This window comes from Pseudomonas sp. 21LCFQ02 (assembly GCF_024129895.2).
Lineage (GTDB): Bacteria > Pseudomonadota > Gammaproteobacteria > Pseudomonadales > Pseudomonadaceae > Aquipseudomonas.
This window is the reverse complement of record NZ_CM178749.1, coordinates 4707126-4731826: the sequence shown is the minus strand read 5'-3', so window position 1 is coordinate 4731826 and position 24701 is coordinate 4707126. Positions and strand designations below refer to the sequence as shown.

18 protein-coding genes and 2 pseudogenes are annotated in these 24701 nt (G+C 61.8%); 16 read left to right on the top strand and 4 right to left on the bottom strand.

Going from position 1 to position 24701, the window contains the following annotated elements; translation table 11 throughout:
- Positions 1–272 precede the first annotated feature (272 nt).
- A complete protein-coding gene (locus tag NJC40_RS21365) occupies positions 273–2396 on the bottom strand; it encodes a TonB-dependent receptor family protein (protein WP_253142846.1) in 2124 nt (707 codons plus the stop codon).
- Positions 2397–2593: 197 nt separating this feature from the next.
- Between NJC40_RS21365 and NJC40_RS21360 the strand changes: the two genes are divergently transcribed.
- Together NJC40_RS21360 and NJC40_RS21355 are read left to right on the top strand one after the other, a co-directional pair.
- Positions 2594–4150: a hybrid sensor histidine kinase/response regulator gene (locus NJC40_RS21360; protein ID WP_492180580.1), complete on the top strand. Its 1557-nt coding sequence runs from the start codon at positions 2594–2596 to the stop codon at positions 4148–4150.
- A gap of 255 nt (positions 4151–4405) precedes the next feature.
- Positions 4406–5633, top strand: a pseudogene (locus NJC40_RS21355) (RNA-guided endonuclease InsQ/TnpB family protein).
- Positions 5634–5821: 188 nt separating this feature from the next.
- Here the strand turns inward: NJC40_RS21355 and NJC40_RS21350 are convergent.
- Positions 5822–6409 carry a histidine phosphatase family protein gene (locus NJC40_RS21350; RefSeq protein WP_253142850.1) on the bottom strand — a complete coding sequence of 196 codons (588 nt, stop codon included), beginning with the start codon at positions 6407–6409 and terminating at the stop codon, positions 5822–5824.
- Between the two features lie 85 nt (positions 6410–6494).
- On the bottom strand, positions 6495–7712 hold the full coding sequence (locus NJC40_RS21345; protein WP_253142851.1) for an MFS transporter: 1218 nt from the start codon (positions 7710–7712) through the stop codon (positions 6495–6497).
- Between the two features lie 341 nt (positions 7713–8053).
- On the opposite strand from NJC40_RS21345, the gene NJC40_RS21340 reads away from it, so the two are divergent.
- From NJC40_RS21340 to NJC40_RS21325, 4 genes are all read left to right on the top strand, one after another.
- Positions 8054–9061: an ABC transporter substrate-binding protein gene (locus NJC40_RS21340; protein ID WP_253142852.1), complete on the top strand. Its 1008-nt coding sequence runs from the start codon at positions 8054–8056 to the stop codon at positions 9059–9061.
- A gap of 66 nt (positions 9062–9127) precedes the next feature.
- Positions 9128–11353: a TonB-dependent receptor gene (locus tag NJC40_RS21335; RefSeq protein ID WP_253142853.1), complete on the top strand. Its 2226-nt coding sequence runs from the start codon at positions 9128–9130 to the stop codon at positions 11351–11353.
- A complete protein-coding gene (locus NJC40_RS21330; RefSeq protein WP_253142854.1) occupies positions 11353–14088 on the top strand; it encodes an exo-rhamnogalacturonan lyase family protein in 2736 nt (911 codons plus the stop codon). Before NJC40_RS21335 ends, NJC40_RS21330 begins: the two co-directional genes overlap by 1 nt.
- A 28-nt stretch (positions 14089–14116) precedes the next feature.
- Positions 14117–14761 carry a DUF6250 domain-containing protein gene (locus NJC40_RS21325; RefSeq protein WP_253142855.1) on the top strand — a complete coding sequence of 215 codons (645 nt, stop codon included), beginning with the start codon at positions 14117–14119 and terminating at the stop codon, positions 14759–14761.
- 69 nt (positions 14762–14830) lie between these two features.
- Here NJC40_RS21325 and NJC40_RS21320 read toward each other — a convergent pair whose 3' ends face one another.
- A complete protein-coding gene (locus NJC40_RS21320; protein ID WP_253142856.1) occupies positions 14831–15772 on the bottom strand; it encodes a LysR family transcriptional regulator in 942 nt (313 codons plus the stop codon).
- Between the two features lie 300 nt (positions 15773–16072).
- Here NJC40_RS21320 and NJC40_RS21315 point away from each other — a divergent pair.
- The 10 genes and pseudogenes from NJC40_RS21315 to NJC40_RS21270 all read left to right on the top strand — a co-directional run.
- Positions 16073–16166: pseudogene (locus NJC40_RS21315) on the top strand (MotA/TolQ/ExbB proton channel family protein); the annotation flags it as partial.
- A gap of 200 nt (positions 16167–16366) precedes the next feature.
- A complete protein-coding gene (locus NJC40_RS21310) occupies positions 16367–16717 on the top strand; it encodes a metalloregulator ArsR/SmtB family transcription factor (RefSeq protein ID WP_253142857.1) in 351 nt (116 codons plus the stop codon).
- A gap of 22 nt (positions 16718–16739) precedes the next feature.
- The gene (locus NJC40_RS21305; RefSeq protein ID WP_045491659.1) at positions 16740–18026 is read left to right on the top strand and encodes an arsenic transporter; all 1287 of its coding nucleotides are present in this window, start codon (positions 16740–16742) and stop codon (positions 18024–18026) included.
- 9 nt (positions 18027–18035) lie between these two features.
- Positions 18036–18506 carry an arsenate reductase ArsC gene (locus tag NJC40_RS21300; RefSeq protein ID WP_253142858.1) on the top strand — a complete coding sequence of 157 codons (471 nt, stop codon included), beginning with the start codon at positions 18036–18038 and terminating at the stop codon, positions 18504–18506.
- A gap of 192 nt (positions 18507–18698) precedes the next feature.
- Positions 18699–21110: a TonB-dependent siderophore receptor gene (locus NJC40_RS21295; protein ID WP_253142859.1), complete on the top strand. Its 2412-nt coding sequence runs from the start codon at positions 18699–18701 to the stop codon at positions 21108–21110.
- A gap of 228 nt (positions 21111–21338) precedes the next feature.
- Positions 21339–21749, top strand: coding sequence for a response regulator (locus NJC40_RS21290; protein WP_045491653.1), 411 nt, complete (start codon positions 21339–21341; stop codon positions 21747–21749).
- Positions 21750–21833: 84 nt separating this feature from the next.
- Positions 21834–22622, top strand: a complete 789-nt coding sequence (gene hisN, locus NJC40_RS21285; RefSeq protein ID WP_253142860.1) for a histidinol-phosphatase — start codon at positions 21834–21836, stop codon at positions 22620–22622.
- A gap of 32 nt (positions 22623–22654) precedes the next feature.
- A complete protein-coding gene (locus tag NJC40_RS21280; RefSeq protein WP_253142861.1) occupies positions 22655–23023 on the top strand; it encodes an immunity protein PIM1 family protein in 369 nt (122 codons plus the stop codon).
- 297 nt (positions 23024–23320) lie between these two features.
- Positions 23321–23578, top strand: a complete 258-nt coding sequence (locus tag NJC40_RS21275) for a DUF1652 domain-containing protein (protein WP_253142863.1) — start codon at positions 23321–23323, stop codon at positions 23576–23578.
- Positions 23579–24048: 470 nt separating this feature from the next.
- The gene (locus tag NJC40_RS21270; RefSeq protein ID WP_045491644.1) at positions 24049–24561 is read left to right on the top strand and encodes a YciE/YciF ferroxidase family protein; all 513 of its coding nucleotides are present in this window, start codon (positions 24049–24051) and stop codon (positions 24559–24561) included.
- The last annotated feature ends 140 nt before the right edge of the window (positions 24562–24701 follow it).

Genomic DNA, 24701 nt, shown 5'->3' with positions numbered 1-24701 from the left:
AGGTAATCGGCCACCACTCGTAGCAGATGTATTGCTTTTACTGGCCTCTTCGCGAGCAAGCTCGCTCCCACCGGGTTTGCGTCGTGCTCAAGTATCAGGCATCACGCCACCTCGGTGGGAGTGGCTGGCCGGCGCCCCGGTCAGCCGACGAATGCGATGTTGCGTTCACAACTGAAATAACGGGCTTGCACAGGACCATAGAATCTCCCACCTTGGTCCGCAGTGCTTATCTGAACAGTATTGCGGCTAAAGCGGATCGCCGCCCGGCCGGTCTACAAACTCCACGAAACCCCGGCATAAACCCCGGCGCCTTCGCCCGGCGTCGAGCGGGCGGTATCAAGCCCGCGATCGTCGTAGCCTGGCGTCACGGTCGTGGCGTAGCGCTGGTTGGTCAGGTTGCGCAGGTCCAGCCAGGTCTGCCATTTCTGGTCCGGCGAGTTGTAGCCCAGCGTCGCGCCAATCAGGGTGTAGCGATCGGCGTAGAACGAGTTGGCATAGTCCACCGCCACTTTCGCCGCATGCTCAGTGTTCAGCCCGACATACACGCCGCTGGAGTGGGTGTAGCGCACTTCGGCCTGGTAGTAGTGCTGTGGGATGCCCGGCAGGCGGTTGTCGCCGAACCGCGGGTCATCACGGTAGCGGAAGTCGTTCCAGGTGTAGGCCTGACGCAGTTCGACCTTGCCGGCCGGACCTTGCCACAGCGGGCTGTGCAGGCCCAGCTCAATGCCTTGGTGCACGGTCGGGCTGGCGTTGTTCTCGGCAATGATCGACGAGGTGGTCTGGGTCGCCGCCTGAATCTCGACGCTGAGCAGTTCATGACGAACCTGCGAGTAGTACCAGGCCAGGTCCCACTGGCCGAACCGGCTGTCGCCGCGGCTGCCCAGTTCCAGAGTGGTCGCGGTCTGGTTGTCGAGCTTCACGCCGCCGCTTTGCAGGCCGGTCGAGGCGCCGCTGCCGGCCGGGAAGTACTTGTTCGAGCCCCAGATCATCGACCAGGCGTGCGGCGGCTCCACCGAGCGGCTCAGGTTGCCGTACACCTGCAGGTCCGGGTTGATCTGGTAACGCAGGCCGAGCCGTGCGGCGTAGTCCCACTCGCTCATGCTCAGCGGGTCGCGGGCGTCGGGGTAGGTGACTTCGGTCTCGCGGCGGGTGTACAGCGCGGCAACCCCGGTGCTCAGCCACAGGTCCGGTGCCAGTTCCAGCTCATTGGCGATGTGCAGCGTGGTGTCCGAGCCCAGATAGCTAAAGTCGCGGGTGCGTGTGCCCGGTGCGTAGCCGGCGGTATTGCCGGTGGGGATGCGCACGAACTCCGAGCTGCCATTGTTCGGCAGGCCTTTGGTATGGCGCAGGCCGACGGTGGTCTGGCTGGCCATGCCCAGCAGCGTGTCCTGGCGTACATAGTTCAGGGTGCCGCTGATGTCGGTGTAGGCCACCTTGAGGCGGTTGGTGCCTTCGCGCAGGTCCATGGGGTAGTCGTGATAGACCAGCCCGGCCTCGATGCGTGAGCTGTCATCGATGTAATAGGTGGTCTTGTTGGCCAGCCAGGTGCTGCCCGGCTGAATACGTTTGTTGTCGCGGGCGACATTAAGCGGGCTGGCCGCGCGGCTGTCGTGACGGATCTGCTCGCGGGTCAGACGGCCTGGCGTCTCATAGTCGTTTTCCCGGTAACGGAAATAAAACCGGGTTTCCAGGTTCGGGCTGAGCCGGTAGCCGAGGTTGGCGGCGATGCCCTTGCTGCCACCTGCGGTCTGGTCCTGAAAACCGTCCGTGCTGGAGTCGGTCAGGCTGACGTAGTAATCCAGATCGCCCAGCACCTGACCGGAGCTGATCTGCCGTTTGCTGTAGCCATGGCTGCCAACTTCGTAGCGCAGTTGCAGCGGCGAAGCATCACGGCCAGTGCGGGTTACATAGTTGATCGCACCGCCCAGCGACAGCGCGCCCTGGTCGAAACCGTTGGCGCCGCGATACACCTCGACCCGGCTCAGCCACAGCGGTTCCTTGAGTTCATAAGGGGTGCCGCCGGGGCCGGTCAGCGGCAGACCGTCGAGCATCTCGAACAGCCCCGAGGCATGGCCGCCAGGGGCTCGGTTCAGGCCCGAGCCACGAATGGAAATCTTGCTACCTTCGTTATGTGCAGTGCGCGCATAGATGCCCGGCTGATAGCGGAACACATCTTCGCTGCTGCTGACCCGGCCCTGATCGACCTGGCTCATGTCCACCACATTGGTGGCGCCCGCCACCTGGCGCAATTGCTCCTGGGCGGTTTCGACGGGGCTGGCGGCCGTGGCATTGACGGCAATGCCCGACAGGGTCACGGCACCCTCTGCCGCCAGTGCGCAAGGCGCGCCAAGCAACGTGGCGCTGAGCGCAAGGGGAAGGGCAGGCTGCACACGCATCGCAGGGTTCCTTGGGGCAATAAACTAAAAAGGGGTGGTCATTCGATGCCGGGCCGGCGGCTGGCGTCACGTCATGCTGGCACTTGAGCGAACTCTTTTACTGCTCGACAAGTCGTAGCCAGTAAGACGAACAGACATCGGGGAAACACAGCGTGGCGGACAACAAGATACGGGTCGACAATGCGGCCACCGGGGACATATCCCAGCTGGGCAAGAACATCTTCTTCGCTGCCGTGGAAACCACCCGCATGCCGATGATCGTCACTGACCCGAACCGGCCGGACAATCCGATCCTGTTTGCCAACAAAGCCTTCCTGAACATGACCGGCTACAGCAGCGAGGAGGTGCTGGGGCACAACTGCCGCTTCCTGCAGGGGCCTGAAACCGACCCTGAAATGGTCCGCAGCGTGCGCGAGGCGATTGCTCAGCGCAAGGACGTGTCGACCGAGATTCTCAACTACCGCAAAGACGGTTCGAGTTTCTGGAACGCATTGTTTATTTCGCCGATCTTTAACGAGAACGGCGACCTGATCTATTTCTTCGCCTCGCAACTGGATGTCAGCCGCCGCCGTGATGCCGAAGACGCGCTGCGCCAGTCCCAGAAAATGGAAGCCCTCGGGCAACTCACCGGCGGTATTGCTCACGACTTCAATAACCTGCTGCAGGTCATGGGCGGCTATATCGATCTGATCGGCAGCGCTGCCGAGAAACCGCAGATTGACAGCCAGCGCGTGCAGCGCAGCGTCTACCACGCCAAGGCCGCCGTGGAGCGCGCCAGCACCCTGACCAAGCAACTGCTGGCCTTCGCTCGCAAGCAGAAACTGCATGGACGGGTGCTCAACCTCAATGGTCTGGTGGGCGCCATGCAACCGATGATCGAGCGCACCTTCAGTGCCGATGTGCAGGTGGAAACCGATCTTGACCCGACCTTGGGCAACTGCCGGATCGACCCCACCCAGGCCGAAGTCGCGTTGCTCAACATCTTCGCCAATGCCCGCGACGCGCTGGTCGGCAGGCCTGAGCCGAAAATCTTCATCGAAACCCGCAACCTGGAAATTCATGACCTGGCCGGCATGTCCCATGACGGTCTGCTGCCGGGGCATTACGTGAGCATTGCGATCACCGACAACGGCATCGGCATGCCGGCCAGCATCCGTGAGCGGGTCATGGACCCGTTTTTTACCACCAAGGACGAAGGCAAGGGTTCGGGCCTCGGCCTGTCGATGGTCTATGGCTTTGCCAAACAGTCCGGCGGTGCCGCGCGCATCTACACCGAAGAGGGCGTTGGCACCACCTTGCGTCTGTACTTCCCGGTCGATGAGGCCAGTGTCGCTCACCATGAAGTCCATTACGTGCCCGAGCGGCGCCAGGGCAGTGAACGCATCCTGATCGTCGAGGACCGCCCGGACGTGGCAGAACTGGCGCGTATGGTGCTGGACGACTACGGCTACACCACCGAAATCGTCTACAACGCCCGCGAAGCACTGAATAAATTCGAAGCCGGCGCCCGCTATGATCTGCTGTTTACCGACCTGATCATGCCCGGCGGCATGAACGGTGTGATGCTGGCCCGTGAGGTGCGGCGTCGTTATCCGGGGGTGAAGGTCCTGCTCACCACCGGCTACGCGGAAAACTCCATCGAGCGCACCGACATTGGCGGCTCGGAGTTCGATGTGGTGTCCAAACCGTGTATGCCCCACGACCTGGCGCGCAAGGTCCGGCAGGTGCTGGATGGGCCGAACGGGATTGCCTGACCATCGGGCGCGCGACAAGCCCCGCCGTTCAGGGCGGGGAAGGATAGCGCGGACGGCGTAGCCGTCCCTGGTTGCCGTGGGGTGTCTGCTGCTGCTCGATGGACGCACCGCCACAGGATGATGCGACGTAATACGGCGACACAGATGCCCTTCTACGGCGGTATTTCGTTACAAAGACCCCATGGTCATGCAGCTTGAAAACACCGTGCCGTCCGCGCCTAATGGCGTCTTCATTGCTCATGGCTCAAGAGCAGCATGCAACGACTTCAAGCCTTCAAGTACGAGCTCATGCCAGACGGCCAGCAGGAGGGGCAAATGCGCCGCTTTGCAGGCTCCTGTAGCTTCGTCTTCAACAAGGCGCTGGCGTTGCAGAAGGAGCGCCACGAGCAAGGCGAGAAGAAGCTCGGCTATGCGGGCCTGTGCAAGTTGCTGACCGAGTGGCGCAATAGCCCGCCAACCGCATGGCTGGCCGATGCGCCTGTTCACCCATTGCAACAGAGCCTCAAGGATCTGGAGCGGGCCTACACCAACTTTTTCGCCAAGCGAGCCGACTTTCCCCGACTCAAGAAGAAGGGGCAGCGCGACAGTTTCCGCTACCCCGACCCGAAACAGATCAAGCTCGACCAGACCAACAGCCGCCTGTTCTTGCCCAAGCTGGGCTGGCTGCGCTACCGCAACAGCCGCGAGGTGCCTGGCACGGTGAAGAACATCACCGTGAGCCAGTCGTGTGGCAAGTGGTTCGTGAGCATCCAGACCGAACGCGAGATCGATGAGCAGCCCACGGCACAGGGTGCGGCAGTCGGCATCGACATGGGCATTGCCCGCTTCGCCACGCTTTCGGATGGTTCGTTCTACGCACCCCTCAACAGCTTCAAACGCCATGAAACCGCGCTGTGCAAAGCGCAGCAGGCGATGAGCCGCAAGGTCAGATTCAGCCGCAACTGGAAGAAGGCGAAAGCCCGCGTCCAGCGCATTCACTCGCGCATCGGCAATGCCCGCCGCGACTACCTGCACAAGTGCTCCACCACGATCAGCCAAAACCACGCGATGGTGTGTATCGAGGACTTGCAGGTACGCAATATGTCCAGGTCGGCGGCAGGCACGGCCGAGGCGCCGGGAAGAAACGTTCGGGCCAAGTCTGGCCTGAACAGGGCCATCCTCGATCAGGGCTGGTTCGAGTTCCGCCGCCAACTTGACTACAAGCTGGCGTGGCGCGGCGGCTGGCTGATTGCCGTACCGCCGCGAGATACCAGCCGCACTTCGGTGCCCCTGTTGCGGCCATGTGTCGGCGGCCAACCGCCAGACGCAAGCGCTGTTCAGGTGTGTGGGATGTGGTTTCGAAGGCAACGCCGATGTGGTCGGCGCGATCAATGTACTAAGGGCGGGACACGCCCGGTTAGCCTGTGAAGTGAGCGCAGAGGTCATGGCGCCAGCAGCAGGAACCCACCGAAGCGACTCGGGGGCGGCTCGATGCCGCGCCTGAGCGCCGCAGGAATCTCCGGCCTTCAGGCCGGGGAGGATGTCAATTATAGCCGCACGGCATAAAGTCGATCAGTTACAAGAGTGGGGCCTGGCGGCTGGCTGATGGGAGGTGCACAAGATCCAGGCCCGGATCTGATCTGTGGGAGGCAGCTTTGCTGGCGAATGGGCTGCAACACCACTCAGTCGATTTCAAATGACCGCTGAAGTGGGCAAAGCAATACCGCCCACATTTTCCAAGGCCAGCAGCTGCCCATTTTCAAGCTGCCAGTCGAAGAAGTCCGAGAAGTCCCCGCGCACCAGTGCCCGCACGGTCTTGCCCACAAAGCCATGGGCCACCAGCACCACGGTGCTGCCCGCATGGCGCTCGACCAGTCCATTCAGGCCCAGCCGTACCCGCTCGACCACCTCGGCAATGGTCTCGCCGCCATCGGGTGCTTGCTGCCATTGCCGGGTGATATTGCGCGCCCACAACTGCGGATAGCGGGTCCGGGCCTCAGCCTGGGTCAGCCCTTCGAATACGCCGACGTTACGCTCACGAAAATGCTTATCGACAACCAGAGGCAGGTTCAGCGACTGGTTGAGGATCTCGGCGGTTTGCCGTGCCCGCAACAGCGGCGAACTGACCAACACGTCAATCTGCGCGGGTAACGCGTTGCGCAAGGCCTCGGCCTGCTGACGGCCGTCTTCAGTCAATTCTGCATCCAGTGCGCCGAGGTAGCGCCCTTCACGGTTGGCCCACGTCTGGCCGTGGCGTACTACGTAGAGCTGCAGGGTCATGGTTACAGGCTCCCGATAATTGCCAAGGGTATTAACAGCATTTTTTATAACCAGCCTTGATGGCAGGGTGAAAGGCTTTAGCGGTCTAGCTGATTCCATCCCGGAATATCCGAGGCGGTTTTTTATCGTCGTCTCTGGGCAAGCCCAGAGCCAGCAGGCCGAGCAGTGGCAGGCAACTGGCGTAACCGAAGATGGCAATCACTCCCCAGCGGTCAGCCATCACCCCCAGCCCCGCTGCACCGATGCCGCTGATGCCGAAGGTCAGGCCGAAGAACGCGCCCGCTACCATGCCGATGCGGCCGGGCAGCAGGTCCTGGGCCATCAGCAAAATGGCGGCGAAGGCGGAGGCAATGATCAAGCCGATCAGCAGCGACAGGCCAAGTACCAGCCCTGGCGTGGCCAAGGGCAGGCCCAAGGCGAAGGGGCAGGCGCCCAGTATCGACAGCACAATCACCCGGCGCCGGCCCAGACGATCCACCAGCGGCCCGCCGAGCAGGCTGCCGAGGGTGATGGCGGCCAGAAAGGCGAACAGGTACAGCTGCGCCTGGCGAATGTCCATGGCGAAGCGCTCGATGAGAAAGAAGGTATAGAAGTTGGCGATGCAGGCCAGGTAAACATATTTGGACAGCACCAACACCACCAGCAAACTCAGCGCCTGAACCTTGCGTCTGGCTGGCAGCAACCCCAGTGGCGAGGGTGGGCTTACCGGCATCAGGCGGGCATTGCTATTGCTGCGCACCACGCTGCGCAACAGCAACCAGCCGGCCACCGCCAGGGCGGCCATCCACCAACCTAACTGAGCAATCGGCATCAGCAGGACTGTGGCCAGCAACAGTGGCGCGGCCGCCGAGCCAAGGTTGCCGCCCAACTGGAACACCGACTGCGAAAGTCCCGGCCGGCCAGCGCAAACGGCCCGTGCAGCGCGGGAGCCTTCGGGGTGGAAGATCGATGAGCCCAGGCCGACCAGGGCCGCCGCCAGCATGAAGCCGGTAAAGCCCTCGGCGTAGGCCAGCAGCACCATGCCCGCGCCCATGCACAACATGGCGCAGGGCAGCAGCCAGGCGCAGGGGCGGCGGTCGGTGTGCCAGCCTACCAGCGGCTGGCAAAACGAGCCGATGAGATGAAACATCAGCGTCAGCAGCCCAAGTTGCGTGTAACTCAGGCCGTACTGACTCTGCAGCACTGGATACAGCGATGGCAGCACGGCCTGGAACAGGTCGTTGATGGCATGAGCCATGGCGATGGTGATCAGCAGCGGGGAGACGCGGTTGGCGGGCTGGGTCAAGGCAGGCAGTGCGGTCATGGGCGATTGATCATCAGATGAAAAAGGCGACGAGCCTAAATGTGAGCAGCACCGTTCGCCCGCGACGGGGTTCAACACAGCAGCAACTGCCTGGCGTGTACGCGGCGTCCATTGGGCACGAGGGCTGCGCAGTAAACCTGCTTCTTGTACGGACGGCCAATGCGTTTTCATCAAGATTTTTTTGCGCTTTGCACATAACCGCTGCGCACCACGGATTAAGCCGTTTATGCCATCAGGGCATAAGCAAGGGCGCTTTAGGTATTTAGCGGCAGGCATTGCGCCGTGATTAAAAGGCGCCGTGCAGCCAGCCTGTGTGCTGGCGATTGAATCCGGAGCCGAAGATGTCTGTTGTTTTCCGCATAGCCCTGACCCTCATGTTCAGCCTTGGCCTGAGCAGTCCAGCCGCCATGGCTGAAGCCCTGCAGCTCAATGTTGCGGTGTCCGATATCGGTGCCGGCGGCAAGCCGGCCGGCGGCGCGCTGGTGGATGTGATCCATGCCCAACAACGCCTGGAAAAGGCTCTGGCGCCCAAGGGCGTGCAGATCAAATGGCACTTCATCAAGGGCGCCGCACCACTGATCAACGAGTCGTTCGCCAACGGCCAGATCGACATGGCGTACCTCGGTGACCTGGGCAGCATCGTCGGCAAGTCCGGCGGGCTGGACACCCGTGTGGTGGCGGTTGCGGCGCGCGGCATCGCGCATCACCTGGCAGTGGCGCCGGGTTCGGACATTCATGCGCTGGCGGACTTGAAGGGCAAGCGCGTCGCAGTATTTCGCGGCACCGCCGCCCAACTGTCGTTGATTGGCGCACTGCACACCGCCGGGCTGACCGAGCAGGACCTTAAAGTGGTGAACCTGGACTTCGCCGCCGCCAGCGCGGCCCTGGCGGCCAGGCAGATCGACGCCACTTGGGGCGGCGCCAACGTGTTGGCCCTCAAACGGCGCGGCCTGGCCGAGATACCGGTGTCGACCCGCAGCCTCGGTGGCGCCGGTGAGCTGGCCGGGCTGGTGCTGGTCTCCGGGCGCTTGCTGGAAAAACACCCCGACTGGGTGCAGAGCATCGTCCAGGTGCAGCGTGAGGCCGCCACCTGGGCCAGTACCCCGGACCATCGCGAAGCTTACCTGCAACTGCTCAGCGAACAGGCCGGTTACCCCATCGACCTGTTGCGCAGTGACCTGGAGGGTGCGCCGCCGCTTTCGCAGTTGTTGTCGCCGGAGCTGGATCCGGCCTTCGTCGCGCAACTGCGCCAGGCCATCGACAGTGCCAAAGAAGCGCGCCTGATTCGTCGCGATATCGATCTGCAGCAGTGGCTTGAGCCACGCTTTTTGAACAGCTCCGCCCAATAGTTTCGTCATTCCTGTGCCGGCGCCCCGAGCGGCCGGCTGGCCTGAACTCGTCCTCTGGAAACCGCCATGAACCTTCTACCGCAGTACAAACACCTTCCCTGGCTTAGCGCGCTGGTGCTGGCCCCGGCCTTGACCCTGGCCGAGCCGGTCACGCTGTCGACCGTACAGGTGGAGGGCGAGCGCCAGGCCGACGCTCAGCAACCGCCGGCTTCGGTGCGCAAACTCAGCGGCAAGACCCTGGAGCAGCAGGGCGTCTATCGCCTTGAAGACCTGCAGCAGGTGGCCTCCGGCCTGGACGTGGCGACTGTCGACGCCTTCGACACGCGCATGACCATTCGCGGCGTCGGCGATGGCGGCGGCAGCGAGATCAACATCGGCATGCCCAGCAGTGTCGGGCTGTTTCTCGATAACGTGTACCTGAGCCGCCCCGGCATGCTCTCCAATGACCTGCTGGACATCGAAAGCGCCGAGGTGATGAGCGGCCCGCAAGGCACCCTGCGCGGCTTCAATACCACCGGCGGCGCGGTGGACATTCATACCCGCAAACCGACCTTTAGCCCCGAGGGTTCGATTCGTCAGTCCCTCGGCCAGCGTGGTTACACCCAGACCCAGGGGATGTTCTCAGGTCCCCTGAGCGAAACCCTGGCCGGGCGCATCAACGTGTCGCACACCGAGAAGGGCGGCTACATCAAGAACGAGTACAGCGGCCACCAGTTGGGCGGCAGCAACCAAGACGGCGCGCGCGGCCAGTTGCTGTGGGTGCCAAGCGATGATTTCAGCCTGCGGGTGATCGCCGACTACAACAAGGCCACCAGCTACCCGGTGCAGGTGCTCGATGCGGCGCACAGCATCAACGGCAGCGTGCCTTACATCACCCGCACCAACCTGGTCGGCGCACGGGTGGTGGGCGGCGGCTATCGGGTCAATACCGACGACGAGAACCGCGCCTACGTCAATCAGGGCGGGTTGTCGGTCGAGGCCAACTGGAAGCTCGATGGCGGCTACAACCTGCGCTCGACCACCGCTTACCGCTATTTCGGCTACCAGCCGAACAACACCGACGGCACCGACATCAAGCTGTATGCCGGCAGCGGTGCCGATGTGCGCGACCGGGTGTGGTCGCAGGAGATTCGTCTGGACTCACCCAAGGGCGAGTTCTTCGACTACGCCCTGGGCGCGGTGTACTGGGGCGAAAACCTCGACACCTACGCCCACGACTACTATGGCAGCAGCGCTCAGGTCACCCAGTACTACGGCAACACCAGCAATACCGGCAAGCTGGTGCAGCGCTGGGGCCAGATCGACGACACGATGTTCTCGGTATTTGGCCAGGGCACCTGGCACCTGAGCCCCAAACTGGATGTGACCGCCGGGTTACGCGCCACCTATGAGAAAAAATCCGGCTCGTTCCGCCGGGTCAACAAGAACGACTTCGACTCTGGCGAGTTGAATCAGTACGAAGTTCTGCCCGCAGCGATGCTCAACGCCACCTACTACTTCACCCCGACCCTGCAGGGTTACGCCACGCTGGCCTACGCCGAGAAATCCCCCGGCATGAACGTGTCGTCGGGCGCGGCGGCCAGAGCCGGTTTCGACAGCCTGCTGCTGGAACCGGAAAGCACTCGCGGCGCGGAGTTGGGGTTCAAGAGCCAGTGGCTGGACCAGCGCCTGAGCATCGATGCGGCGTTGTTCTGGTCGCAGGTCGAGCAGTTCCAGACCACCGCCTATGACCTGGAAAGTCAGAGCAGCTACCTGATCAACGCCGGCACCATGCGCTCGCGCGGGCTGGAGACCAACATCACCCTTAAGCCGCTGGACGGCCTGAGCCTCAACTTCAACGGCACGTTGCTGGACAACAAGTACCTGGACTTCGCGGACGGCCGTTGCTCGGCGGAAATCACCCTGGCACCCAATGCGCCGTCCTCGTGCAACATGAACGGCGAACGGGTATTCCGCTCGCCCAAGGTCACCTACAACCTGACCAGCCGCTACGAGTGGCAGACCTTCGCCGCCCTGCAGGCGTTCGCCCAGGCGCGCTGGTCGTACCGCAGTTGGGCTTACGGCTCGGTGGACAACTCGGCGTTCACCCGGATTCCCGGCTACGGCCTGCTCAACCTGTCTACCGGGTTGTCTGGCAAGTACGCCGACGGCACCTGGAGTGCCTCACTGTGGGCCAACAACCTCACCGACAAGCGCTACTACCGCAGCATGAGCGCCGGTGACTATGGCTCGGCCTTTGGTGTGGTCGGCGAGCCGCGCACCCTGGGTGTGACCGTAGGTTATGACTTCTGATGCGCGGCCCGCTGATTGACCGCCGCCGCTTCATCCAGGCCAGCGCGATACTGGCCGGCGCCGCACCGTTGCTTGCTCAGGCGCAGGCTGCCAACCCGGCGCTGGCGCCCGCGTCGGCGCCATTGGCCTGGCTGGGCGGCCAGCGCCCGGACGCCTTTGCCGGGGTGACCTGGGGCACGCCGTGGGCGCGTGGGCAAGTGCCGGCCGGTAGCCAGTTCGCCTTGCACGCTCACGGCAGTGGCTCGACCGCTGTACAGAGCTGGCCGCTGGCTTACTGGCCGGATGGCAGCCTGAAATGGACCGCCCATGCCCTGGCACCCGGCGTACCACTGGCTGAGCAGTTCGAGCTGCGCCCGGCCCGTGCTGCTCCGTCCGGTAAACCACTGGCCGATGAGCAGCCGGGCAGCATCGTGATCGACACCGGCCTGTTACGTTGCGTCATCCCGCGCCAGGGCGACGTGCTGCTCGACAGCGTGCAACGCCATGGCCAGACCCTGCTGCGCAACGGCCATCTGCTGCTGCAAGTGCAGGGCGACCCGGACCAGCCCGGCGGCGCGCTGCGTCACTACCGCAGCCGGGTGCAGCGCGTGCTGCTGGAGCAGAACGGCCCGCTGCGCACCGTCGTCGCGCTGCACGGCACCCATCAACTACAGGGCGGCGAGGGCAGCCTGCTGCCGTTCGTGGTGCGCCTGTATGCCTACGCCAACAGTGACAGCCTGCGCATCCTGCACACCCAGGTGTTCGACGGCGATGCGCAACAGGACTTCATCAAGGGCGTGGGGCTGCGTTTCGACAGCCCTCAGCAAGCGCCGCTGCATGACCGCCACGTGCGCTTTGTCGGTGCCAACGGCGGGGTGTTCAGCGAAGCGGTGCGGGGCCTCACCGGCCTGCGCCGCGACGCGGGCGAGGCGATCTTGCGCGCCCAGGTCGAAGGGCGCAGCACCGGCCCGGTGGAGCAGTTCGCCCCGGAGGTCGGCAACCGTCTGCACTACATTCCGGCGTTCGGCAGCTACCGGCTGGTACAGGCGCACCCGGACGGCTTCCAGATCAGCAAACGCACCGCCAGCGGTCACAGCTGGCTGCACAGCGCCAGTGGCCAGCGTGCTGCAGGGGTCGGTTACCTCGGCTCGCCGAGCGGCGGGGTGGTGTTCGGCCTGCGCAACTTCTGGCAGAGCTACCCGGCACAACTGGACATCAATGACGCGCACACCGACCAGGCGCAGATCACCCTCTGGCTGTGGGCGCCTCAGGCCAGCGCCATGGACCTGCGCCCGTACCACGACGGCCTGGGCCAGGACAGCTTCGTCAAACAGCGTGAAGCACTGGAAATCACTTACGAAGACTACGAACCGGGCTTTAACACGCCACTGGGCGTGGCGCGCACCAGTGAGCTGGAACTGCAACTGGTCGCTGCCACCCCCAGCAACCGCCAACTGCAGCAGATCGCCCGGCGTATTCAGGAGCCGCCGTTACTGCTGGCCAGCCCGCAGCACTTGCACGCCGCACAGGTGTTCGGCCCCGGCTGGGCGCCGGCGGGCAAGGGCGGGGCACGCGAGCAACAGCTTGAGTCGCAACTGGGCTGGTACTTCGACTTCTACAAAAACGAAGTCGAACAGCGCAAATGGTACGGCTTCTGGGACTACGGCGATGTCATGCACACCTACGACGAGCATCGCCACGTGTGGCGCTACGACGTCGGCGGCTACGCCTGGGACAACTCGGAACTGAGCACCGACCTGTGGTTGTGGTACTACTTTTTGCGCAGCGGCCGCCACGACGTGTTCCGCATGGCCGAAGCCATGACCCGCCACACCGGTGAAGTCGATGTGCACCACCTGGGCCGCTTCGCACCACTGGGCTCGCGGCACAACGTCCAGCATTGGGGCGACAGCGCCAAGCAACTGCGCATTTCCACCGCCGCCAACCGGCGTTTTCTTTATTACCTGACCGCTGACGAGCGGGTCGGTGACCTGCTGCGTGAGCAGAACGAGGCGCTGCGCACCCTGCGCGAAGTGGTGCCCGGGCGCAAGATTGGTCAGCAGGCGGAGCCGCGCGAAGGCTACGCCAGCATCAGCTTTGGCACCGACTGGGGCGCCATCGCCGCCGCCTGGCTCACCGAGTGGGAGCGCAGCGGCGACCCGGCCATCGGCAAACGCCTGCTCACCAGCATGGAATCGATCGCCGCCCAGCCCCACGGGTTTTTTACCGGCGTGGCGAGCATGCACCTCGACAGTGGCCGCTTCGAGCCCAACACCACTGGCAAGCTCAGCGTCTCGCACCTGTCAGCCGTGTTCGGCCTGGCAGAAATCTGCAGCGAACTACTGCAACTGCTGCCCTCGGCCGGCTTCGAAAAAGCCTGGCTCGACTACTGCCGGCTCTACAACGCGGCACCGGCTGACAAGCAAAAGGCGCTCGGCCAGCCATTGGCCAACCTCAACCTGGCCCAAGGGCATGCCCGGCTGACCGCGTTCGCTGGCTGGCGGCTCAACGATAGCGGCCTGCGTGAGCGGGCCTGGAAGGAGTTTTTCGCCGGCTCAGGCGGCATCCCCAGACCCAACGAACGCCTGAACCGCGTCGAGGTGCCGGCCTACCTGTACCCGCTCGATGAACCGGACCCGGTGTCGCGGATCGACGAACAGGCTGGCACCTCCGCAGCGGCCAACCTGTCGACCAATGCCGTGGCGCAATGGGGTCTTACCGCCATGGCCCTGCTGGCCTTTAACCACGATGCCTGACCCATCTACCCGTTCAGAGGGCGTAACCATGCTTTCCCAGATCGCTCAACCGGCCCCGGCCATCGAGCAGGATGACTTCAGCGCACTGGACCCCCAGCGCTGGCGCATCGAAACCCAGGATCCGGCCGGCTCGGCGGTATACGTCGAGCAACAACGGCTGATCATGGACACCCGCGCCGGCATGACCGTCTGGCTCGACCGGCCGCTGCGCGGTGCCTACCGCATCGAATTTCTGCGCCAGGTGCTGGTGGCCGGCCAGGCCAACGACCGCCTCAGTGACATGAACCTGTTCTGGGGCGCCCACGAACCGGACCTGCCAGACGGGCACTTGCGCCTGGCGCGACGCAACGGCGTGCTGGAAGCCTACGACAACATGGCCAGCTGGTACGTGGGCATGGGCGGCAACGGCAACAGCACCACGCGCTTTCGCTGGTACGACGGCAGCGGCGAGCGTCACTTGCTGGGCGAACACCTGCAACCCGAATACCTGCTCGAAGCCGGACGCATTTACCGCATTCGGGTTGAAGTCAGCGCCGACCAGACCGCCTATTGGGTCGATGACCGGCTGATGTTCCAGCAAGCGCTGGACGGGCGATCCACAGACGGCTACTTCGGCTTTCGCTCGGTCTGGTCACGCCAGGCCATCAGCCGCTTCAGGGTGACAGCGCTGTAATCACCACAAACCCTGTGGGAGCGAGCTCTGCTCGCGAAGAGGCCGGCACTGACACTGCGCACCATCTGCTCAATGCTCCAGGCACAGATCCTGTGCCTCCAGCGCCTGCATCGCCTGATCGGCCTCATGGAAACACTCGATCAAGGTCTGGGCCAGAAACGACAGCTTGTAACCGGCCCGGCTGACGATCCCGTAGTGGGTATAAAACTCCGGCAACTGCGGATCCAGCCCCTGCACATCGAGAATCTTCAAGCCCTGGCGCAGGTACGGATTGCTCTTGCTGACATTGGTGGTGCCAATGGCATCGGAATGCTGAATCACACTGATCAGGCTATAGCCGTTGTCGCACTCGATACTGGTCTGAAAATCCGGCCGCCCGCTCAATTCCACCAGCGCCTTGCGCAGGTTGGGCGGGCGCACCGAACCTGCCAGCGGATAACTGAACAACTGCTCCACCGTTACCTGCTCGAACGCCGCCAGCGGATGATCGCTGCGGCAGCAAAAGCCCCAGCGATGCGAACTGAGCAGCTCCACCCGGTAATCCGGGTCATGCTCGAAATTACGCGCATCGGCGACGAAAAACTCGCATTCCTCCGCCAGCAACCGCTGCCCCAGCGCCTGCCAGTTATCGACATGAAAACGCAGCCGCACCTTCGGCAGCCGCCGGGTAAACAACCCCAGCGCCTGCGGCATCAACCACGCCGCCGGCGCCGGGCCGCAGGCAAACGACAACTCACCGGCCTCACGCTCATTGAACTGACGCACGGCATTGAGCAGATCATGGGCATTGCCCACCATCAACCGCGCATGCTCCAGCACAATCATGCCCTTCTTGGTCGGCTCCAGATTGCGCGTGCGATCAATCAACCGCGCCCCGAAACTCTGCTCCAGCCCCTGAATACTGCGGCTGAACGCCGACTGCGAGATATTCGACGCCTGCGCGGCCAGGCCGAAGTTACGGTGTTCGACCAGAGCGATGAAATGACGCAATTGACGCAGATCCAGATGCATGGGGCAGGGCGGCTCCTGGCGGGTAACAAGAAGAGTGGGGAAGTACTGTGCCTGATGCGGGAAAATTTGAAAAAGAATCAAAAATTGGATTTTTATGCCATTTCGGATTTACTGCGGTGAGTAAATTTCGGTTATTTAAAAATAACCAATAATTCTTTTTGGAAATATACGGAGTTGGTCATCATGGCCGGGTCCGGTGGCCTGAAGGCTCTATTTGAGCCGTCGCCGTACATCTCACTTCGCGGGCTACCTGAACCAAGGCGCGTCGCAATACCCCAGCCCTGGAACAGGAATAACGCCATGGAACTGCTCGAATCGCCTTTTCAATCGATTGAAAACTCTGTCGTGTGGTTGTTGATTGTGTTTTCGATCGCTGTGCTCGGGCTGGCCGTGATGGAAAGGGCCGGGGCAGCGCGGTTGGCAAAGGAGAGTGACGAGTCGCACCGGTTATAAGCGTTGTAGCCAGTCTCAATGCTGGCCTGACCGAGCATCCCGGACGTGGCCGATAATTATCTTCGCCAGGCATTTGTACAAACGGGTCAAATATGATTACATCCGCATATTCGTTTATCCGTATATGCAGGCCGCTCGCCGATGACTCTTGCACCACACACGTTCTTCAAATGCCTGGGGGATGAAACCCGCGCGCGGATCATGCTGATGCTTTGCGCTGAGGGTGAGCTGTGCGTGTGCGAGCTGATCTGGGCGCTGGATGACAATCAGCCGAAGGTATCCAGGCACCTGGCCCAACTCCGTGCCTGTGGCTTGCTCGCAGACCGCAGGCAGGGTCAGTGGGTTTACTACCGGCTGCACCCTGAGCTTGAACAGTGGGCGCTGGATGTTCTGAAGGTCACAACGCACGCCCACCAGCGCTGGGTCAAAGACCAGCAAGGACGGCTGGCTTCGATGCACGACAGGCCCGTACGCCAAACCTCCTGCTGCTGACCTCTTGATCTGGAACATCCCCATGTTTATCGCTGCATCGATTTTTGTAGTTACGCTGGTGCTCGTCATCTGGCAACCAAGGGGCTTGGGCGTCGGCTGGAGCGCAGCTGCGGGTGCCTGTCTGGCATTGCTGACGGGTGTGGTCAGTTGGGAGGATGTGCCGGTTGTATGGCACATCGTCTGGAACGCCACCGCGACCTTCATTGCCGTGATCATCATCAGTCTGCTGCTTGATGAGGCAGGCTTTTTCAAATGGGCAGCGCTTCACGTCGCCCGCTGGGGGGGCGGCAGAGGCGGGCGTCTGTTTGCGCTGATGATCCTGCTCGGGGCAAGCGTCTCGGCATTGTTTGCCAACGATGGCGCCGCACTGATCCTCACCCCCATCGTTATAGCGATGCTGACGGCGCTGCGTTTTAGTCCTGCATCGACCCTCGCGTTTGTGATGGCCGCAGGCTTTATCGCCGATACCGCCAGTCTGCCCATGGTGGTGTCCAATCTGGTCAACATCGTTTCGTCCGACTTCTTTGGCGTGGGTTTCGCAGAGTACGCGTCAGTCATGTGGCCGGTGAATCTAGTGGCGGTGGCGGCGACGCTGGTGATGCTCTGGATGTTCTATCGCAAGGACATCCCCGCCCGCTACGACGTGGGTCAGCTTGAGGCACCAGAGGCGGTTATTCGTGACCGGGCGACCTTCATTGCTGGCTGGTGGGTGCTTGGCCTGCTGTTGCTCGGGCTGTTCGCCCTGGAGCCATCAGGCATCCCCATCAGCGCCGTCGCTGCAGGGTGTGCGGTAATCCTGCTGGCTATCGCTGCAAGAGGCCACATCATCTCGACAAAAAAAGTCATCAGGCACGCGCCCTGGCAGATCGTGGTGTTTTCACTGGGCATGTACCTGGTGGTCTATGGCCTGCGCAATGCAGGACTCACTGACGCCCTCACCGGGTTGCTTGATACGTTCGCCGGGCATGGACTGTGGGCGGCCACCTTGGGCACGGGCATTACCGCTGCGCTGCTGTCGTCGATCATGAACAACATGCCGAGTGTGCTCATCGGTGCTCTGTCCATCCAGGGCAGCAACGCTACGGGGCTGGTGCGTGAGGCCATGATCTACGCCAACGTCATCGGTTGCGATCTGGGTCCGAAGATCACCCCCATCGGCAGCTTGGCCACACTGCTGTGGCTTCATGTCCTGGCGCAAAAGAACATCCGTATCAGCTGGAGCTACTACTTCAAAGTTGGCAGCATCCTCACCCTCCCTATCTTGCTGGTAACGCTCGCGGCACTGGCGTTGCGGCTGAGCATCCCCTAGGAGAAAGCCATGAAAGTGTTGTTTATGTGCACGGCCAACAGTTGCCGCAGTGTTCTGTCGCAAGGGCTGTTCAACCACCTGGCTCCGAGTGGATTGACTGCGGTCAGTTCAGGCAGCTTGCCAAGCGGCCAGCTCAATCCTCGCGCTGTCAGCACGCTACAGGCGCTGGGTATCGACACCACCGATCTTTACAGCAAAGGCTCAGAGGTTTTTTCGGATTCACCACCGGATGTGGTGATCACCGTGTGTGACCAGGCCGCAGGCGAACCATGCCCGGTCTATTTCGCAGCCGCTGTCAAAAGCCACTGGGGCCTTGCCGATCCTTCTACCGTGCAAGGATCAGACAGCGAGGTTCAGGCCGCATTTGACGCGACAGTCGACCAGATCAAAAAGCGTTTAGAAGCATTCTTGCGCCTGGATCATTCGGCCCTCACAGCGGAGAAACTCAAGCACGAGCTGGACCGCATAGGTCAGCAGTAACGGTCGCCGGAGTCTGCGATAACCCCGAACCAGACACTTCGTGGTGGCATATTGCCAAGTGGCAAAATCCTGATCGCCAGTTGACAAACCAGCAAAACATTACAGAACATTGCGCCCCTTTCATACGAAGGATTCTCGTTATCGATTCGTTTCGCATTGGTAATCGAATGTCCACGGAACAGGAGTCAATGGATGTCCGCTTGTTTTTCTCCCCTCGCCATCAGTGTTCGTCAGGCCACCCTGGCAGCGGGCCTTTCAGGTGCGATGCTGGTGGGGGCCAATGCCTGGGCAGGCCCGGTCGCCTACAGCATCCCGGCGGGTTCGCTGGCCACTGCCATCAACCAGTTCGCCACCGTCAGCGGGGTGACGGTCAGCTTCAGCAACGAACAAACCGCCGGCCTGCGCAGTCAGGGGTTGCAGGGCCGTTACGAGCCCGAGCAAGGGTTGGCGCGCCTGCTGCAGGGCAGTGGGCTGCAGATGCAGCGCGCCGCAGACAAGCGTTACCTGTTGGCCCAACCCGCACAGCCAGGGGCGCTGGAGCTGGGCGCGACCACTGTATCGAGCGTGCAGTTAGGGGCCACCACTGAAGGCACTGGTAGTTACACCACAGGTTCTGCCAATACCGCGACTGGGCTGCGCCTGTCGGCACGCGAGACACCGCAGTCGGTGAGTGTGGTCACCCGCCAGCAGATTGACGACCAGAACCTGACCGATGTTACTCAGGTACTGGAGCAGACGCCCGGTGTGGTCGTCGACAGCATGGGGCCGGCTGGCAGCGACGCCAACCATATCTATGTGCGCGGCTTTGAGGTCGGCAGTATTCAGGTTGACGGTTTCAACCGCCCGGATACCTTCGGATTTCGCGACGACCTTGCCGACATGGTCAGCTATGACCGGGTCGAGGTGGTGCGTGGGGCCACCGGGCTGATGTCCGGCACCGGGGACCCCGGCGCGACGGTCAACCTGATTCGCAAGAAGCCGACCTTCGAACCGCAGCGTTCGCTGACCCTTAAAGCCGGTTCCTGGGACACCTACCGCACTGAGCTGGACCTGTCCGGCAAGCTATCGGACAGCGGTCATGTGCGCGGGCGCCTGGTTGCCTCGGCCAGCGATGGCCAGAGCCATGTCGACCGCCAGTCCCTGGAAAAGCAGGTGGCTTACGGGGTGGTGGAGTGGGACCTGACTGACAGCACGATGCTGACCGTGGGGGCTGAATACCAGGAAATGGACAACGAAGGCGCTGGCAATCACGGCTTCCCGATGTACAACACTGATGGCAGTCATTTCAAGCCTTCGCGCTCGTTCAACTCGGCGTCGGACTGGAGCTACCACAAACGTCGGAGCAAGACGTTGTTCACCAGCCTGGACCATGAGCTCGGAAATGGCTGGCAGTTGAAACTCAACGCCGAGCATAGCCGCCGCAGCTATGACGATGCCTTTGCCACCGCTGCCAGCGGTACTGTCAACCCCGATGGCAGCGGCATCAGTACCTGGACTGGCCGCTGGGCAGGGGAGCCGCGCCAGACCTCATTCGAACTGTCGGCGTCCGGCCCGTTCCAGTTGTTGTCCCGCGAGCATCAGCTCTACCTCGGAGCCAGCCACTACAAAGCCTACTATCGTAGTTACGGTTACCCGCTGTGGTCGTTTCAGACCATCGACAACATCTATACATGGGACGGTTCGCTGGCGACCCCGAGCGCGATCCATACCCGCTCTTCGCGCACGGCGCAGGACGAAACCCAGACCGGGCTGGTGGCTTCAGTGCGTTGGAGCCTGGCCGATGATCTAGCGTTGATTACCGGAGCACGGGTGATCGACTGGCAACGTGACGACCTCTCCCAACGCTTGTCGACCGGCAGTGTCACCCGCACTTCACGTGGCGAAAGCGGGGTGGTCACGCCTTATCTGGGGCTGGTCTATGACCTGTCCGAAAACTGGTCGGCCTACGCCAGTTACACCACGATCTTCAAGCCTCAAAGCAACAGGACGGTCACTGGCAGCTACCTTGATCCGGAAGAGGGCGTGAATTACGAGCTGGGTCTCAAGAGCGAGTTCTGGGACAAGCGTCTGACCGCAGGCTTGAGTGTGTTCGAGGTCCGCCAGGACAACCTCGCGGTGGCCGACGGCAGCAACCTGGCGCCGGACGGCAATCAGGCCTACCGTGCCGAGTCTGGTACCAAGACCCGTGGTTTCGAGATGGAAATGGCTGGCGAAATCCTTCCTGACTGGCAAGTGTCTGCCAGCTACACCTACGCGGTGATTGAGGACTCGGATGACCAGCGCCTGCGCACTGAGGTGCCCAGGGATACCCTCAAGCTGTTCACCAGCTATCGCTTGCAGTCGATGCCACAACTGAAAGTGGGTGGCGGGGTGCGCTGGCAAGGGGCGGAGTACTACAAGGGCGCCGGCCCCAATGACGAAACATTCGGCCAGGATGCCTACAGCATTGTCGACGTCATGGCGCAATACGCGTTCACCGCGCAAACCCGTGTTTCGCTCAACCTCAATAATCTGTTTGACGAGAAATACTACACCGCGATTGGTTCACGTGGCTGGTATGGCACGCCGCGCAGCGCCACGGCCACACTGGTGTATGCGTTCTAGTCAAGGCGCGTGACGGCCGATGGTTCTTGCCGACAGGAACCATCGGGACTGTTCAGGCATGATTGAGCATCTCAAAGACCAGGCATCAGGCCATTATCCACTCATCGGAATCCACCCCCGCCACCACCACCTTTGCCCAAACCCACGGTCACGACCGTTCGGCAAAATTCTCTGAACCGTTTGTCCAGTCAAGGCTTCACATGGGTAACAACTGATGGAGCCGAGTCTATGGAACAGTACGTATTAGTAGTGGAAGACGAGCCGGTGTTATTGGAACTGGCCCAGGAGATTCTTGAGCTTGGAGAGATCAAGGCACTGGGTGCGCCCAATGCCGACCAAGCGTTCAAGATTCTTCAGGAGCACCCCGACATCGGGCTGGTCATCACCGACATCAAGATGCCGGGCAAGATCGACGGGTTCGAGCTGGCCTGGCTGATTTCTGAATGCTGGCCGCAGATTCCGGTGTTGGTGACATCCGGGCATCGCGCCGTGCGCAATGACGAGTTGCCGGCCAATGCGCGGTTCATGCCCAAGCCGTGGCTGATCAGTGATTTTCTCGATCAGGCCAAAGAGATGCTGCTGATGGCCAAGGGGTATCCGTGGAACCGCTCGGATAAGACGCCGGGCCTGCATTCCTGATGCGCTCGGGCTATGATGCGCGCCTGTCATGGCGGGCGTGTCTGAATCTGCCCCCGTTATTCGCATCAAGCCCGGGAATCGCTCATGTCTTTGCCGCAAGAAAAACTCCAGGAGTACCTGACTTTCGCCCACCAACTGGCCAATGCCTCGGGCCTGGCGATTTTGCCGTGGTTTCGTGCGCCGCTGGCGGTGCAAGACAAGGGCGGGGCGTTGTTCGATCCGGTGACCGAGGGCGACAAGGCGGCAGAGCGGGTGATGCGCGAGCTGATCCAGGCCCGTTACCCGCACGACGGCATTCTCGGTGAAGAAGAAGAGGCGGTGGCCGGCAGCAGCGGCCTGACCTGGGTGCTGGACCCGATCGACGGCACCCGTGCCTTTATTACCGGGCTGCCGCTGTGGGGCACGCTGATTGCGTTGAATGACGGCGAGCAGCCGGTGCTGGGCGTCATGAACCAGCCGTTCACCCGCGAGCGTTATGTCGGCACCCGCGACGCCGCCTGGTGCAATGGCGCGCCGCTGAAGACCCGCCGTTGCGCGAGCCTGTCGCAAGCGACGCTGATGGCGACGACGCCAGACATGTTCGATCAAGCGCAGCGTGCAGCCTTTGATCGGATCGCCAGCCAGACCCGCCTGATGCGTTGGGGCGGTGACTGCTATGCGTACTGCATGCTGGCCAGCGGGTATGTCGATGTGATCATCGAAGCGAGCCTCAAACCTTATGACGTGCAGGCACTGATGCCGATCATCGAAGGCGCGGGTGGCGTGATGACCAGCTGGACCGGCGGCACGGCGCAGCATGGCGGCCCGGTGGTGGCTTGCGGTGATCCGGCGCTGCACGCGCAGGTGCTGGAGTTGCTGGCGGGCAAGGGCTGAATCCTGCCCTCTGATGGAGCGATGCACTGATTATGCAAAGCCTTGCCGAGCTCACGGCTGTCGTGCGCCAGGACGATTTTTTCCAGCGCCTGCTGGGCCATATCGATGACTGGGATACGCTGCTGGAACGGCGTGACAGTGAGTCGTTCGACAGCCGCTGGGTGCAGACCTGCACCATGGTCGATTGCCATGAGCATGTTTCGTCGACGGCGGCCGAGCAGGTCAGGCAACTGCGCGAGTACGTGTTCAAACGCTGTTTTCGGGTAACCCGCAATGCCGAGATCGCTGCCTGCGTGTCCGATGACATGGGCTTGCTGGGTGATGCGCTGGGCAAGCAGGTGATGACACCTTGGCTGCGTGACATGCTCGGCGCGTATTGCAGCGGGCGGTTTCCGTCCTGAGCGTGCTCGCGCCGGGGTGCCGGGCCGGGTAGGAGCGGCTTCTTTGTGGGAGCGACCTTGGTCGCGAAGATTGCCGCACATTCGCAGCAAATGCTATGACTTTACCGGCCTCTTCGCTACCAAGGTAGCTCCCACCGGGGGTATACAGTACCTAACTGAACAGTATTGCGACTAAAGTCGGTCCTACATCCGGTGTTTGCTGCGATCAGCGCCCGCTCGTCCAGTTCATGGAACAAACACTGCACATTTCCTTTCGACTGCTTATGGATCATCCACCCGTCCGGGAGAGCAGCCGTGATGTCGCCCCTAGAGCTTCGCCAGATCATCGAGTCTGGCTTTCTTCCGTTGAGGTGTATCTGCACCATCGACAACAACCAGAAAATGACCGTTTCGGTCTACCAGTCGGGCAAGGGCCACCCATCGTTCATTGCCCATGAGATTGACGCCTCCAGTCTGACCACCAGTCGGGCCATCGTGGATCTGGTGTTCCAGCTCAAGCAGGAGCTGACTCAACAGCATCACGGAACCCTGGAGAACTGGCGCAAGGAAAGCTGAGCCGGGGGTATTCAATCCGTAACCAACCGGGCTGTCCGCTTAACTTTTTTCAGGCTTTCAGGCCGTTATTAAAGTTGAAATAGACAGTTGTTGGTTAGTGGGCTTTTGCCACTGGACACTGTTCAATTGACCAAGGCGCCGCTTGTCTTGCCGTCCGTCATTATAAATATCGAAAGATGAACGATTCGCCGGTCAGCTTCGGTCGTAACTAAACACAGCGCATTGCGTGTGAGCGAATTCAGGTAGTCCATTGCGGCCAGTATTTACCTTGCAATGCTTGCCTCGCCTGGCTTTTTTGACGGCACTTCTACTGAGCCCGTGTACTTGTTTTTTTTGCGGCTAAACCCGGTGTTGATGCACGCGCTAAACAGTGATGGGCTGTCAGGTGTTTTATTGGCAGTGGCTGAGTATTTGTAACTAAGGTGAGCCGGTGTTTATCGGTTGTATCGTATTTTTATTGGAGAATTGTCATGTCTAAAGCTACCCGTACTACGGTTCAGGATCTGTTTGTGCACGAACTTTCCGATGTTTACAGCGCAGAAAAACAGATCACCAAAGCGCTGCCACGCCTGGCACGCGCTTGCACAAACCCGTTACTGGCAGAGGCCTTTGAAACGCACCTGGAAGAAACCCGTGGCCAGATCGAACGGATCGATCAACTGGTCGAGGTCACCGGGCTCAAGCTCAAGCGCATCAAGTGCGTCGCGATGGAAGGGCTGGTTGAAGAGAGTAAAGACCTGCTCGAAGAAATCGAGAAGGGCGAAGTACTCGATGCCGCCCTGATCGGCGCGGCGCAGAAGGTCGAGCATTACGAGATCGCCAGCTACGGCACCTTGATCGCCATGGCCAGGCAACTGGGGTTCGACGAGGCGGCAAAGCTGCTTAAGGACACTCTGGTCGAGGAAAAGGGCGCCGACGAAAAGCTCACCGTGATTGCCGAACAAGGTGCTGCTCAGGCCGCCAAGATGGCCAATAAAAAGTAAGCCGAACGGATGTGCGAGCTTGCCCGCCTTGATGGCGGGCTTTTTTTCGCGGCCAATCACCCGCCGCCCATGCCGCCCCAAAGGCCACGAACCGCTCTGGCCCGATGCGTTCAACCCAATCCTGCGGTTTGTCCCTGCTT

What these genes read in the sequence shown, in the direction of transcription:
- NJC40_RS21340 (WP_253142852.1), top strand. Translation starts at nt 8,054, where the DNA reads ATGTCTGTTGTTTTCCGCATAGCCCTGACCCTCATGTTCAGCCTTGGC.
- NJC40_RS21320 (WP_253142856.1), bottom strand. Translation starts at nt 15,772, where the DNA reads ATGCATCTGGATCTGCGTCAATTGCGTCATTTCATCGCTCTGGTCGAA.
- NJC40_RS21295 (WP_253142859.1), top strand. Translation starts at nt 18,699, where the DNA reads ATGTCCGCTTGTTTTTCTCCCCTCGCCATCAGTGTTCGTCAGGCCACC.
- NJC40_RS21270 (WP_045491644.1), top strand. Translation starts at nt 24,049, where the DNA reads ATGTCTAAAGCTACCCGTACTACGGTTCAGGATCTGTTTGTGCACGAA.
- NJC40_RS21280 (WP_253142861.1), top strand. Translation starts at nt 22,655, where the DNA reads ATGCAAAGCCTTGCCGAGCTCACGGCTGTCGTGCGCCAGGACGATTTT.
- NJC40_RS21335 (WP_253142853.1), top strand. Translation starts at nt 9,128, where the DNA reads ATGAACCTTCTACCGCAGTACAAACACCTTCCCTGGCTTAGCGCGCTG.
- NJC40_RS21350 (WP_253142850.1), bottom strand. Translation starts at nt 6,409, where the DNA reads ATGACCCTGCAGCTCTACGTAGTACGCCACGGCCAGACGTGGGCCAAC.
- NJC40_RS21365 (WP_253142846.1), bottom strand. Translation starts at nt 2,396, where the DNA reads ATGCGTGTGCAGCCTGCCCTTCCCCTTGCGCTCAGCGCCACGTTGCTT.
- NJC40_RS21330 (WP_253142854.1), top strand. Translation starts at nt 11,353, where the DNA reads ATGCGCGGCCCGCTGATTGACCGCCGCCGCTTCATCCAGGCCAGCGCG.
- NJC40_RS21345 (WP_253142851.1), bottom strand. Translation starts at nt 7,712, where the DNA reads ATGACCGCACTGCCTGCCTTGACCCAGCCCGCCAACCGCGTCTCCCCG.
- hisN (WP_253142860.1), top strand. Translation starts at nt 21,834, where the DNA reads ATGTCTTTGCCGCAAGAAAAACTCCAGGAGTACCTGACTTTCGCCCAC.
- NJC40_RS21300 (WP_253142858.1), top strand. Translation starts at nt 18,036, where the DNA reads ATGAAAGTGTTGTTTATGTGCACGGCCAACAGTTGCCGCAGTGTTCTG.
- NJC40_RS21305 (WP_045491659.1), top strand. Translation starts at nt 16,740, where the DNA reads ATGTTTATCGCTGCATCGATTTTTGTAGTTACGCTGGTGCTCGTCATC.
- NJC40_RS21325 (WP_253142855.1), top strand. Translation starts at nt 14,117, where the DNA reads ATGCTTTCCCAGATCGCTCAACCGGCCCCGGCCATCGAGCAGGATGAC.
- NJC40_RS21275 (WP_253142863.1), top strand. Translation starts at nt 23,321, where the DNA reads ATGTCGCCCCTAGAGCTTCGCCAGATCATCGAGTCTGGCTTTCTTCCG.
- NJC40_RS21310 (WP_253142857.1), top strand. Translation starts at nt 16,367, where the DNA reads ATGACTCTTGCACCACACACGTTCTTCAAATGCCTGGGGGATGAAACC.
- NJC40_RS21290 (WP_045491653.1), top strand. Translation starts at nt 21,339, where the DNA reads ATGGAACAGTACGTATTAGTAGTGGAAGACGAGCCGGTGTTATTGGAA.